This is a genomic window from Mycobacterium sp. VKM Ac-1816D (assembly GCF_000416385.1).
Lineage (GTDB): Bacteria > Actinomycetota > Actinomycetes > Mycobacteriales > Mycobacteriaceae > Mycobacterium > Mycobacterium neoaurum_A.
The window spans coordinates 1-12,361 of record NZ_AOHQ01000109.1 but is presented as its reverse complement, the minus strand read 5'-3'; the positions used below and the strand labels follow the sequence as shown (position 1 = coordinate 12,361).

General features: G+C 67.9%; 13 protein-coding genes. 4 read left to right on the top strand and 9 right to left on the bottom strand.

What is annotated here, in order from left to right; translation table 11 throughout:
* Positions 1-9 precede the first annotated feature (9 nt).
* The 3 genes from smc to G154_RS02780 are packed head-to-tail and all read right to left on the bottom strand — an operon-like array spanning position 10 to position 4,308.
* On the bottom strand, positions 10-3,597 hold the full coding sequence (gene smc / locus G154_RS02790; RefSeq protein ID WP_019514134.1) for a chromosome segregation protein SMC: 3,588 nt from the start codon (positions 3,595-3,597) through the stop codon (positions 10-12).
* 26 nt (positions 3,598-3,623) lie between these two features.
* A complete protein-coding gene (locus G154_RS02785; RefSeq protein WP_019514133.1) occupies positions 3,624-3,908 on the bottom strand; it encodes an acylphosphatase in 285 nt (94 codons plus the stop codon).
* Complete coding sequence (locus G154_RS02780; protein WP_019514132.1) at positions 3,892-4,308, bottom strand: OsmC family protein; 417 nt, start codon at positions 4,306-4,308, stop codon at positions 3,892-3,894. The genes G154_RS02785 and G154_RS02780 overlap by 17 nt, the downstream gene beginning before the upstream one ends.
* 111 nt (positions 4,309-4,419) lie before the next feature.
* On the opposite strand from G154_RS02780, the gene G154_RS02775 reads away from it, so the two are divergent.
* A complete protein-coding gene (locus tag G154_RS02775) occupies positions 4,420-5,049 on the top strand; it encodes a hypothetical protein (RefSeq protein ID WP_019514131.1) in 630 nt (209 codons plus the stop codon).
* Here the strand turns inward: G154_RS02775 and mutM are convergent.
* From mutM to G154_RS02760, 3 genes are read right to left on the bottom strand one after another with little or no spacing between them, the layout of a single operon-like run.
* Positions 5,036-5,905, bottom strand: a complete 870-nt coding sequence (mutM, locus tag G154_RS02770) for a bifunctional DNA-formamidopyrimidine glycosylase/DNA-(apurinic or apyrimidinic site) lyase (protein WP_019514130.1) — start codon at positions 5,903-5,905, stop codon at positions 5,036-5,038. The two genes, G154_RS02775 and mutM, sit on opposite strands and share 14 nt — an antisense overlap.
* Positions 5,889-6,605, bottom strand: coding sequence for a ribonuclease III (rnc, locus tag G154_RS02765; protein ID WP_019514129.1), 717 nt, complete (start codon positions 6,603-6,605; stop codon positions 5,889-5,891). The genes mutM and rnc overlap by 17 nt, the downstream gene beginning before the upstream one ends.
* Positions 6,595-7,149, bottom strand: a complete 555-nt coding sequence (locus G154_RS02760; RefSeq protein ID WP_019514128.1) for a DUF177 domain-containing protein — start codon at positions 7,147-7,149, stop codon at positions 6,595-6,597. Before G154_RS02760 ends, rnc begins: the two co-directional genes overlap by 11 nt.
* A gap of 199 nt (positions 7,150-7,348) precedes the next feature.
* On the opposite strand from G154_RS02760, the gene G154_RS02755 reads away from it, so the two are divergent.
* The 3 genes from G154_RS02755 (at position 7,349) to G154_RS02745 (ending at position 10,358) form a co-directional block, all read left to right on the top strand.
* Positions 7,349-8,515, top strand: a complete 1,167-nt coding sequence (locus tag G154_RS02755) for an LLM class flavin-dependent oxidoreductase (protein WP_019514127.1) — start codon at positions 7,349-7,351, stop codon at positions 8,513-8,515.
* Between the two features lie 106 nt (positions 8,516-8,621).
* Complete coding sequence (locus G154_RS02750) at positions 8,622-8,996, top strand: ethanolamine utilization protein (RefSeq protein ID WP_019514126.1); 375 nt, start codon at positions 8,622-8,624, stop codon at positions 8,994-8,996.
* Positions 8,997-9,143: 147 nt separating this feature from the next.
* Positions 9,144-10,358: an SfnB family sulfur acquisition oxidoreductase gene (locus G154_RS02745; RefSeq protein ID WP_045546690.1), complete on the top strand. Its 1,215-nt coding sequence runs from the start codon at positions 9,144-9,146 to the stop codon at positions 10,356-10,358.
* Between the two features lie 30 nt (positions 10,359-10,388).
* On the opposite strand, the gene sepIVA is transcribed toward G154_RS02745, so the two are convergent.
* The 3 genes from sepIVA to rsmD all read right to left on the bottom strand — a co-directional run bounded on the left by sepIVA (position 10,389) and on the right by rsmD (position 12,255).
* Positions 10,389-11,126 carry a cell division protein SepIVA gene (sepIVA, locus tag G154_RS02740; protein ID WP_023985576.1) on the bottom strand — a complete coding sequence of 246 codons (738 nt, stop codon included), beginning with the start codon at positions 11,124-11,126 and terminating at the stop codon, positions 10,389-10,391.
* An 89-nt stretch (positions 11,127-11,215) separates the two neighbouring features.
* Complete coding sequence (coaD, locus tag G154_RS02735) at positions 11,216-11,692, bottom strand: pantetheine-phosphate adenylyltransferase (protein WP_019514123.1); 477 nt, start codon at positions 11,690-11,692, stop codon at positions 11,216-11,218.
* Between the two features lie 11 nt (positions 11,693-11,703).
* The gene (gene rsmD / locus G154_RS02730) at positions 11,704-12,255 is read right to left on the bottom strand and encodes a 16S rRNA (guanine(966)-N(2))-methyltransferase RsmD (RefSeq protein WP_081649912.1); all 552 of its coding nucleotides are present in this window, start codon (positions 12,253-12,255) and stop codon (positions 11,704-11,706) included.
* Positions 12,256-12,361 lie beyond the last annotated feature (106 nt).

The window sequence follows — 12,361 nt, the reverse complement described above, 5'->3', positions numbered from 1 at the left end:
ACACCAAAATCAGCCGGTCCCCACCAGGTCCTGACCACGCATCCGCTGCGAGATCACCTGGGTTATGCCGTCGCCCTGCATGGTGACCCCGTAGAGCGCGTCGGCGATCTCCATGGTCGGCTTCTGATGCGTGATCACGATCAGCTGCGACTTTTCCCGCAATTGCTCGAACAGGCCAAGCAACCGCCGCAGGTTCACATCGTCGAGGGCAGCCTCGACCTCGTCCATGATGTAGAACGGCGACGGCCTGGCCCGGAAGATCGCGACCAGCATCGCCACCGCGGTCAGCGACTTCTCACCACCGGACAACAGTGACAACCGCTTGACCTTCTTACCGGGCGGACGAGCCTCCACCTCGATACCGGTGGTCAACAGGTCGTCGGGGTTGGTCAGCAGCAGCCGCCCCTCGCCACCGGGGAACAGCGAGGCGAACACCTGGGTGAACTCACGCTCCACATCGGCATAGGCATCGGCGAACACCGTCAAGATGCGCTCATCGACATCGGCGATGACATCCATCAGATCCTTGCGGGCCGCCTTCACATCCTCCAACTGCGTCGAGAGGAAGTTGTAGCGCTCTTCCAGCGCCGCGAACTCCTCCAGCGCAAGCGGATTCACCCGGCCCAGCTCCGAGAGCTCCCGCTCGGCCTTCTTCGCCCGGCGCTCCTGGGTGGGCCGGTCGAACGGCATCGGCGCCGGCGCGGTGACCTGCTCCCCACGCTCGCGTGCCTGCTCGTACTCGGCCATCTCCAGCTCGGTCGGCGGCAGGGGCACATCCGGCCCGTACTCGGCGATCAAATCCGCTGCGGCCAAACCGAACTGCTCGAGCGCCTGCTGTTCGAGCTGCTCGATGCGCAGCGCCGCTTGGGCCTTGGCGACCTCATCGCGGTGCAGCGAATCGGTCAGTGCGGTCAGCCGCGCGCCCAATTCGGTGACCTCGGTGCGCACCCGGCTCAACGCCTCGGCCTGTGCACTCCGTTCGACGGCAAGCTGGTCGCGGGTCCGCGACGCCAACGCCACCGCAGACGCCAGCCGAGCGGCCACCGTACGACCGGCATCGGCGACAGCCGCGGCCACCGTCGCCGCGTGCTCGCGCGCCTCCCTGGCCCGCGCCGCGCGCAACCGGGACTCGCGCTCGGCGGCAGCAGATCGACGCAACGAATCCGCCCGGCCCCGGACTGCATTGGCGCGTTCCTCGGCGGTGCGCACGGCAAGCCGCGCCTCCACCTCGGTCGCGCGGGCGGCCTCGGCCGCCATGGTGAACTCCTGGCGCTCGTCGGAATCGTCGACCTCGAACATCGGCGTCTGCTGCGCGTTGTGCAGTCGGGATTCCAGCTCGGTGAGCTCCTCGACGGTGGCGGCGCGACCGGTCTCCAACTCATCGCGTTGCTTGAGCAGCCGCTGCCACTCGGCGTCGGCGTTGCGCGATTCCTGCCCCAGGCGGCCCAGCTGCTCATATACCGACGAGATCGCCGCATCCGACTCGTTGAGCGCGGCCAGTGCCTGTTCGGCGGCGTCCTGGCGGGCCGCCTGCTCTTCCTTGGCGCCGGCCAGGGCGGCCGCAAGCTCGCCGGCCTGGCGCTCGGCCGCTTCCAGTTCGGTGCGTGCCTTTTCGATCTCGGAGGCGATCTCCAGTGTGGACACCTTGCGATCGGAACCGCCGCTGACCCAGCCGGCGCCGACCAGGTCTCCCTCGCGGGTGACCGCCTGCAGGTGCGGCCGGGACGCCACCAGATCCAGTGCCGCGGAAAGCTCGTCGACCACGACCACGCCGGACAACAGCGCTGCGGTGGCGCCCCGCAACCGTTCCGGTGCCTCGACCAGATCGAGCGCCCACTGCGCACCGGCCGGAAGCTCCTCGTCAGCTCGGCTGCCGTGTGCCTGCCAGTCTCCCAACAGGATTGCCGCGCGCCCGCCGTCGGCCTCCTTCAGCGCGGCAACCGCGGCGCGGGCGGTGCCGACGTTGTCGGCGGCCAGCGCATCCGCGGCAGGGCCCAGCACCGTGGCCACCGCGACCTCATAGCCCGCACGTACCCGAAGCAACTTCGCGACCGAACCGAACAGGCCTGCATCCGAGTGGTTTTCGAGCAGCCAGGCCGCGCCGTCCTTGCGCTCCAAGCCCACCGACAGGGCATCGATGCGGGCCTGCAGCGACACTGCGGAACGCTCGGCACTGCGTTCGGCCGCCTGCAGTTCGGCCACCCGCTCGTCGGCAACACGCAACGCGGAGACCGACCGATCATGCTGATCGTCGAGCCCCACCTCACCCTCGTCGAGCTCACCGACGCGGGCCTGGACCGTCTCGAACTCGGCCTGCGCCTTCTGCACGCGTGCCGCGGCTTCTTCGATGCGGGCGACCAACGTCGCGATCGTCTCATCGGTCGACTCGACCCGGGCACGCAGTGTGTCGACCTGTCCGGCCAGCCGGGCCAGCCCCTCGCGGCGGTCGGCCTCGGCGCGCGCCGCCGCCCGATGCGCACGTTCGGCCTCGGCCGCCAGGTTCTCCCGCTCGGAGAGTTCGGCGCGGGCGTACTCCAGGGTCTCCCGCGCCGCTTCCAGCTCGGCCAGCAGCTCCTGCTCCATCTCGGCGATCTGATCGGCCTCGGCCTCCAGCGCATCGGGGTCCCGGCCGGAGTCGACCTCGGGCTCGGCGTCGAGCAACTGGGTGCGCTCGGTGGCAATACGCACCGTGGCGCTGACCCGCTCGGCCAGCGCCGACAACCGGAACCAGGTCTGCTGGGCAGCCTCGGCCCGCTCGGTCAGCTCGGCCACGGCACTCTCGTGGGCAGTCAGTTCGACGGTCGCCACCTCAAGACGCGACGTCACCTCGTTGTGCTCGCGACGCAGCGTGGTCTCGGCTTGGTTGGTGTCGTTGAACTCGGTCTGGCGGCGCAGCAGGTCATCGGCGGCCAGTCGCAGCCGGGCGTCGCGCAGATCGGCCTGGATGGTCTGGGCCCGGCGCGCCATCTCGGCCTGGCGCCCCAGCGGCTTCAGTTGGCGGCGGAGCTCGGTGGTCAGGTCGGTCAATCGGGCCAGGTTGGCCTGCATCGAGTCGAGCTTGCGGACGGCCTTCTCTTTGCGTTTGCGGTGCTTGAGCACCCCGGCGGCTTCCTCGATGAACGCGCGCCGATCCTCCGGCCGCGATTCCAGGATCTCCGAGAGCTTGCCCTGGCCGACGATGACGTGCATTTCGCGGCCGATACCGGAGTCGGAGAGCAATTCCTGCACGTCGGCGAGCCGGCAGCGACTGCCGTTGATCTCATACTCGCCGGCGCCGTCGCGGAACATCCGACGGGTGATCGAGACCTCGGAGTATTCGATGGGCAGCGCGTTATCGGCGTTGTCGATGGTCAGCGTCACCTCGGCGCGGCCCAGCGGCGCCCGCGAGGAGGTCCCGGCGAAGATGACGTCCTCCATCTTGCCGCCGCGCAGCGTTTTGGCGCCCTGCTCGCCCATCACCCAGGTCAGGGCGTCGACGACATTGGATTTACCCGAGCCGTTGGGGCCGACCACGCAGGTGATGCCCGGTTCGAAGCGAAGAGTCGTCGACGCAGCGAAGGACTTGAAACCCTTCAGCGTCAGACTCTTGAGATGCATGCCGAGTTACCCTACCGGCGGGGCGATCAACGTTCGCTGAAGCCCGTGATCGGGTCGCCCACCTCGGCCCAGTCGGCCACCACATTGTCGACGGTTCCCGGCGTGCCGCCGGACTGCAGCAGGTCCAGCAGGCGCTGACAGTCCTCCCGGGTGCCCTGGGCGACCACGTGCACCCGCCCGTCGGGGCGGTTGGACGCGTACCCGGTCAACCCCAGCTCGAGTGCCCGCGCGCGCGTCCACCACCGGAAACCGACGCCCTGCACGTGACCGTGCACCCAGGCGTTGAGTCGGACGTCAGGACTGGCCGACATCGGTCACCGCCAGCGTCACCTCGGTGCCCGCCTTCAGGGTGTTCCCGACGGTGCACACCTTGTCGATGGAGCGCCGCACGATCGTCAGCAGTCGAGCGCGTTCGTCCTCGGTCAGGCTGGAGAGGTCGACTTCGAGGCGTTCCTCCAGGTGCGGGTAGACCTCACGCTCACGGTCGGCGGCACCGGAGACCTTTATGGTGGCCTGATAGTCGTCACCGAGGCGGGTACGCAGCGGATGATCACTGCTCATACCGCTGCAGGCGGCCAGCGCGATCTTGAGCAACTCGCCGGGGGTGAACACACCCTCGACGTCCTCGGAGCCCACCAGCACCTCGGCCCCGCGACTGCTCCGTCCCGTGTAACGGCGAACGCCGGTCCGCTCAACCCACAATTCGGTCATCGTCTACCTGATCTCCTCGTATCCGACTGGTATCCGCCGGCGAGTGTACGGACGCCGACATGGTTGCCAGGGGAGTTAGTGTTGAAAGACACCAGCTGAGGAGCCATCGCAGTGACGCAATACCCCCCGCCGCAGCCGGGGCCGCCCGGCCCGTGGGGCCCACCGGGGCCGCCGAACACCCAGCCGCCGACCTTCGAATATCCGGAGTATCCGGGCTACGGTGGGCAGCCCTACGGGTATGGCCTTCCGCCGCAGGGCTACCCGTCTCCCTATCCTCCGCCTCCCCCACTGCCGCGTGCGAAGAACAAGACCGCATGGTGGATTGCCGGCGGTGTCCTGAGCGTCGCGCTGGTTGCCGCATTGGTGATCGGCGGGGTGTTCCTGGTGCGCGGCGGTGGCGACATCCTGGTCTCCAGCGACGAAGCCGAGATCACGCAGCTGGTCGAGGATTTCAGCGCGGCAGGCAACACCGGGAAATTCTCGGAGTTGGGACAGTACTTCTGCGCCAACGAAGCGGCGATGTTCGGCGCTCTCGGCGAGCTCGGTCAGATCCTGGAGGGCATCGAGATCCCGCAGACCGCGCCGACCACCGATATGAAGGCAACCAACATCAAGGTCAAGGGTGACGTCGCATCGGCGACGGTGGAGCCCGGCGGCTCGTTCGATACCGCCTACTTCCGCAAGGAGAACGGCCAGTGGAAGGTGTGCATGTCCGCGGCGGTGGAGTTCAACCAGCGCTAGCGGTACGCCGGACCCGCGGCCGCGGTTGGCATTTCGGGCAATAGAACGACGAGCGGTTCATGAACTTGTCCCGCTGCATCGGCGCACCGCAGCGCCGGCACGGTTCGTCTACCCGACCGTAGGCCTCCAGTGATCGGTCGAAGTACCCGGATTCACCGTTGACGTTGACATACAACGAATCGAACGACGTGCCGCCCTGGCCGAGGGCTCCGGTCATCACCTCGGTGGCCGCATCCAGGATCTCGGCGAGCTGCCGGCGCGTCAGCGCCGAGGACAACCGGGCGCCGTTGACCTTGGCCCGCCACAGCGCCTCATCGGCGTAGATGTTGCCGATCCCGGACACCACCGTCTGGTCGAGCAGCTGGCGCTTGATCTCGGAATGCTTGCGCCGCAACACCGTCACGACGCCATCGCGGTCGAAGGCCGGGTCCAGCGGATCCCTGGCGATGTGCGCGACGGGTTCGGGGATCTCGCTACCGTCGATGGTCACCAGGTCGGCCAGCATCCAGCCACCGAAGGTGCGCTGGTCGACGAAGTTCATCGAGCTGCCATCGGCGAATGTGGTGGCGATGCGCAGGTGGGTGGGGTTGGGCACCGCACCGATCAGCATCTGCCCGCTCATCCCCAGGTGCACGACGATGGCCTCACCACTGCTCACCGTCAACCACAGGTACTTGCCCCGGCGTCCGGTTCCGGTGATCTGCGTGCCGCGCAGCCGCGCGGTCAGGTCGAGAGACCCGGCAAGATGCCGTCGGGCGGCACGCGGGTGCAGCACCTGAACGTCGGCGATGGTCCGGCCCAGCACGTGCGCGTCAAGTCCGCGCCGCACCACCTCGACCTCAGGAAGTTCCGGCACCGTCGGTCTCGTCGCTTCCCGCGGCGTCCAGCGTGCTCCATGCCGCAGCCGCCGCTTTGAGCTCGGCTTCCTTCTTCGTCCGGCCGATGCCCCGGCCGTACTCGCGCTCGGCCACGGTCACCACCGCGGTGAATTCCTTGTCGTGGTCGGGTCCCTGCGCCGTGACGGTGTAGGTGGGCGGTCCGAGACCGCGCGCCACCGTGAGTTCCTGCAGGCTGGACTTCCAGTCCAGGCCCGCGCCCAGCGTGGGCGCGGTGTCGAGCAATTCGTTGAACAACCGCAGGATCACCTCGCGCGCGGTGACGGTGCCGAATTCGAGATAGATTGCGCCCAAGAGTGATTCGACCCCGTCGGCCAGAATGCTTGACTTGTCCGCCCCGCCCGAGCTCTCTTCGCCCTTACCGAGCAGCAGATGCCCACCCAGACCGAGCTTGCGTCCCACATCGGCCAGCGCCTGGGTGTTGACGATGCTGGCGCGCAGCTTGGCCAGGTCGCCCTCGGGCCGGTCGGGATGGCGATGGTAGAGCTCTTCGGTGATGGTCAGGCCGAGCACCGCGTCGCCGAGAAACTCCAGACGCTCATTGGTGGGCAGGCCGCCGTTCTCGTAGGAGTAGCTGCGATGGGTGAGCGCGATGGTGAGCAGATCGGCAGGCAGCTGCACGCCCAGCGCCTCGCTCAGCGCCTCGTGCTCAGCTGTCACTGCTGTCTCCGGCCTCGTCGCGCAGTGCGGCGAGTTTGGCCCAGCGCGGATCGATCTTCTCGTGCTGGTGTCCGGGCTCAGCCGAGGCGAGCACGATGCCGCAGTCCGGGCACAGCCCCGCGCAGTCCTCACGGCACAGCGGGGTGAACGGCAGCACCAGTCCGACGGCGTCGACGATCGCCTGCTCGATGTCCACCCGGTCGTCGACGACGCGCCCCACCTCGTCTTCCTCGGTGGTCTCCTCGGTCGCGCTGCCCGGGTAGGCGAATAGTTCGGTCAGGTCGATGCTCACATCGCCGGTGACGGGCTCCAGGCAGCGGACGCATTCACCCTCGGTGGGCGCGGAGGCCGTACCGGTCACCAAGGCACCTTCGGATACCGACTCGATGCGTAGATCGAGCTCCAGCGGGGCGCCCTGCTCGATCCGGATCAGGTCCAGACCGATACGGGACGGCGCGGGCACCGTCTCGTGGACCTCCATGAGCGAGCCCGGTCGACGACCCAGGCGCGAGATGTCGATCGCGAGCGGACTCTTGGCGGACATGGCTCTAGATTCTACGTGGGGGCCCATACCGCTGACCGGGGGCCGATCCCGGATCACCGAGATTTTTATGTCTCGGGCCGCGCCGTGCCCGGTGAGATCGGTCGCGCGGCCACGCACCACAGCGTGAGTGCCCGCGGTTCCCCGACCCGGCGTCGATACTCGACGGCACGAGATCCTCGGCTGCGTAAGGACTGATTTTGTGACCGTGAAGTTGCACTGGTTTCTGCCCACCTACGGCGACAGCCGTCTGATCGTCGGGGGTGGCCATGGCACCCCGGCCGGGTCCGCGAGCGGTGATCGAGATGCCTCGATCGACTACCTGGCCTCGATCGTGCGGGCAGCCGAGCGCTTCGACTTCACCGGCGCGCTCATCCCGACCGGGGCATGGTGCGAGGACGCGTTCATCACCGCCGCTTTACTGGCCCGTGAGACGACATCACTGGCCTTTCTGGTCGCGTTCCGGCCCGGCTTGGTCAGCCCGACCTTGTCGGCTCAGATGGCGGCCACCTTCGCCCGGCATGCCCCGGGACGGATTCTGCTCAATGTCGTGGTGGGCGGCGAGGCGCATGAGCAGCGTTCCTTCGGCGACCACCTGGACAAGGACGCGCGCTACCACCGGGCCGACGAGTTCCTCGATGTGGTGCGCCGGCTATGGGCCGGCGAGACCGTCACCCGCAAGGGCACCCATATCGATGTCGAGGAGGCGGCCCTGGCGCTGCCGCCGAATCCGATCCCGCCGTTGTACTTCGGCGGCAGCTCTCAGGCCGCCGGGCCGGTCGCCGCGCGTCATGCCGATGTGTACCTCACCTGGGGTGAGCCACCGGCCGCGGTGGCCGAGAAGATCGCCTGGATTCGCGCCGAGGCCGAGAAGGAGGGCCGCAAGCTTCGCTTCGGCATCCGGTTGCACACCATCTCCCGCGACACCTCCGCGGAGGCGTGGGCTCAGGCCGACAAACTGATCGCCGCGCTCGACGAGGAGACGGTGGCGGCCGCGCAGGCCGGTTTGGCCCGTAGCCAGTCCGAGGGCCAGAAGCGGATGCTGGCCTTGCATGAAAGCAATCGGTTCAACGGAACCTGGAGTGATGCAAGGAGTCTGGAGATCGCACCGAACCTGTGGTCGGGTGTGGGCCTGGTCCGCGGCGGGGCCGGAACGGCACTGGTGGGCAGCCACACCGAGGTGGCCGAGCGCATCGCCGAGTACGCCGCCATCGGCATCGACGAATTCATCTTCTCCGGCTACCCGCATCTGGAGGAACTGTTCTGGTTCGGTGAGGGCGTGGTGCCGATCCTGCGTCGGCGGGGGTTGTTCAATTCCGGCTCCCACGAGGCACCCAGTGTGGCGATTCCGTTTGTCGGCGCGCGGTGAAAGACATGGTTCGGGAGCCCTAACGTCGGCGTAATCTCGCCGCAATCCTCCGGTGGTTTCCTCTCATCAGACCGAGTTTCATGAGAGAGATCACGATGGAGGTCCAGTGACGAGCACCGCCCCACCCATCTTCCAGGTGACGTCCGGCTTCTGGCAGACACTTCCGCAGATGCCGGACGAGCAGTACCCCGGAACCGAAGGATTCATCGACGACGTCTACGCCAATCCCGATGGCGTGCCGATGTGCTCGGGATACTTCGAACTACGCAATACCGATGCGCCACTGGACTATTACTACGCCTACGACGAGATGAAGGTCGTCTTGGAGGGCGAATTCCGACTGGAGAACCCGGATACCGGCCAGGTGCAGATCGCCGGCCCCAAGGACGCCATCTTCTTTCCCAAGGGCTCGCGGATCCTGTTCTCCACCCCCGATCGCGCCCTGGCCTTCTACGTCGGCTACCGATCCTTCGCGCCCTGATCGCGTTGCCGGACAGCATGATCGAACGCTTCCGGGTCGACGACAGCCTGGCTCGCTTCCTGCAACGCTAGAATCCGGCTGAGCCGAACGGGTGCACCGGACCGCTGCGGCGGGCATGATCCCGTGGTGACTCCACGTCTTCACTCGATTGTCGGCGCACCGGCCACCCGCATCACCGACCCGGCCCATGCGCTGACCGTGGCCGCCGAACTGTCCGCATCGTTCGCCGAGGGGGCCGCGGCCCGGGACGCTCACCGGGAGTTGCCGCACGCTCAGGTGCAGGCTCTCAAGGACTCCGGCCTGTTGGCGTTGTCGGTGCCGGTCGAGTACGGCGGGATCGCCGCCCCGGCCACGGTGCTCGCCGAGGTGTTCCGGCTGTTGGCCCACGGCGACCCGTCGCTGGCCCAGATCCCGCACTCGCATTTCACCTTCCTTGAGGCGTTGCGCTTGCAGGGCAGCGATACCCAGCGTGCGTTCTTCTACGAGAAGGTGCTCGCTGGAGCGCTTTTCGCCAACGCCCAGTCCGAAAGGGGTCCACATCCGATCGACGTGGACGCGACCACCCTGATCCTCGATGGAGACGATTATGTGCTCAGTGGCCGCAAGTACTACTCGACCGGCGCGCTGTTCGCCGATTGGGTGATCGTGCGGGCGTCATTGCCCGACAGTCCCGGCCAGACGCCGACCTCGTCCACGCCGAAGGCGTTGGCGTTCATCGCCGCCGACACCGAGGGCCTGCAGGTCGTCGACGACTGGGATGGGATGGGCCAGCGCACCACCGCATCGGGCACCGTCACCCTCGACGAGGTGCGCGTGCCGGCATCGCAGGTGGTGCCGTTCACCCCGATCTTCTCCCGGCCCGCCACCTATGGTGCGCGCGCACAGTTGCTGCACGCCGCGCTCGATGTCGGCATCGCCACCGCGGCCCTCGCCGAGGGCGTTCGGCAAGCCGCCAAGGCCCGACCGCATTTCGAGGCCGGGGTGGACAGCGCGGCCGATGACCCGACGGTCGTGCAGATCGCCGGTGAGCTGACCGTGACGGTGCGTGGCGCTCAGGCGCTGCTGGCCGAGGCCGCTCGCGCGGTGGATGCGGCGTCTACCGATCTCGACGAGGACAGCTCCGCGACTGCCTCGGTAGCCGTCGCGATCGCGAAGGTGGCAGCCACCCGTGCGTCACTCGACGCGTCGAGCACGCTGTTCGAACTCGGCGGGACCCGCAGCGCGTCCGGTGCGGCCAACCTGGCCCGCTACTGGCGCGATGCACGTACCCACACCCTGCACGATGCGACGCGTTGGAAGGTGCAGCACATCGGCCGCTACACCCTGTCGGGCACCAAGCCACCCCGGCACGGGCAGCTCTGACACACCCTTCGGCGGGTGGCTACCGGGTGGCTACCGGGTGGCGTAGTCGTGGGTACCGGCCGCGGTACGCAGCTGATGGCGGCCGCGGCTCACCGAGCGCAGCGTGCCGTTGAGGTAGTCCTCGAACTCGGCCAGCTTGCTGTCGACGTAGATATCGCATTCGCCGCGCAGCCGGTCGGCCTCGGCATGTGCAGTGTCGACCAGTCGGGTCGCCTCGGCGGTCGCGGTCTGCACGATCTCGGTCTGCGACACCAAGCGCTGCTGCTCCTTGATGCCCTCTTGGACGGCCTTCTCGTAGGACAGGTTGCCGTTCTCGATCAGGCGGTCGGCCTCGGACTTGGCGCGGCCGGTGGTGGCCTCGTATTCACGTTTGGCGGTCGCGGCGATGCGCACGGCCTCCTCGCGCGCCTCGCCGACCATCCGCTCGCTGTGCGCACGTGCCTCGGCGACCATCCGGTCGGCCTGGGCCTTGGCATCGGCCAGCAGTCGGTCGGCCTCACCGCGGGCGTGGTTGACCAGCGAGTCTGCCTCGGCCGTCGCGGTGGCGACCATCGACTGGGAGTGCTCACGGGCCTCGTTGAGCATCCCGTCGCGGGCGTCGAGCACATCCTGGGCGTCGTCGAGCTCGCCGGGGATCGCGTCCTTGATGTCGTCGAGCAGTTCCAGCACGTCGCCGCGCGGCACCATGCACCCGGCCGTCATCGGCACACCACGCGCTTCTTCGACGATCGCGCTCAGCTCGTCAAGGGCCTCAAAAACTCGGTACACGGCAGCACCCTCCAGGCGTCGTTGTTAGTGACCAGTGTGCCTGGTGTTACTCGTGTGACTCGGCTTTGCGACCGGTGTGTCGCGGAACGCTACTTCTTGAGCTTGTCCCGCAGCCGGACGTTGACCGGTTCGGGCAACAGGTCGCTGACGTCACCGCCGAGCGCGGCGACCTCCTTGGCCAGCGAGGACGATACGAAGGCGTACGCAGGAGTGGTCGCGATGAAGAACGTGTCGACCCCGGCGACGTGCTTGTTCATCTGCGCCATCTGCAACTCGTATTCGAAGTCGGTGCTCGAGCGCAGTCCCTTGACGATGGCCGTCAGCCCACGCTCCTTGACGAAATCGACCACCAATCCGGACCCGGATTCGACACGCAGGTTGGGCAGGTGCGTCGTGGACGCTTCGATCAGCTCGATGCGCTCGGCGGCGGTGAACATCCCCTTCTTGTTCGGGTTCACCAGCACCGCCACCACGACCTCGTCGAACTGGGCGGCCGCCCGTTCGAAGATGTCGACGTGGCCGAGGGTGACGGGGTCGAAGGATCCAGGACATACGGCGCCACTCATGACCCGAGACGCTACGCGATGACGCCGAACTCCAGCCGGGTGTCTCCGTAGCGACGCTCGTCATCGGCTTCCCAATCGCTCGGCCAGGTCAGTGCCGCCGCACCGGTGGGCCGTTCGATCACCGCGACGGCACCTGCACGCACCCAGCCGTTGGCGTGCAGGGCGCTCAGCACCTTCTCGACGGCGGCGGTGCTCACCTCGTAGGGCGGGTCGGCGAACACCAGATCGACAGGCCGGCCGCAGGATTGGACGACCTTGTCCACCGGGGCGCGGCGCACCACGGCCCCGTGGGCGCCGAGCGCGTCGATATTCGCTTCGATCACCGCGGCGGCCCGCCGATCCGACTCGACGAACAGCGCCGAGGACGCACCGCGGGACAGCGCCTCCAGGCCCAGGGCTCCGGAACCGGCGTAGAGGTCCAGCACCCCGATACCGTCGAAATCCAGCCGAGCTGTGAGCACGCTGAACAACGATTCGCGCACCCGGTCGGTGGTCGGCCGAGTTCCACTGGCGGGCACCGAGATTCGGCGTCCGCCGTAGGCTCCGGCGATGATCCGTGTCAGCGCGAGCCCCCGGTCGCTTCACCCTTACCCGTCGAACCCACCACGACCAGGAGGTCGCCGCCTTCGACTTGGGCGGTGCCGGTGACGGCGATGCGGGTCACGGTGC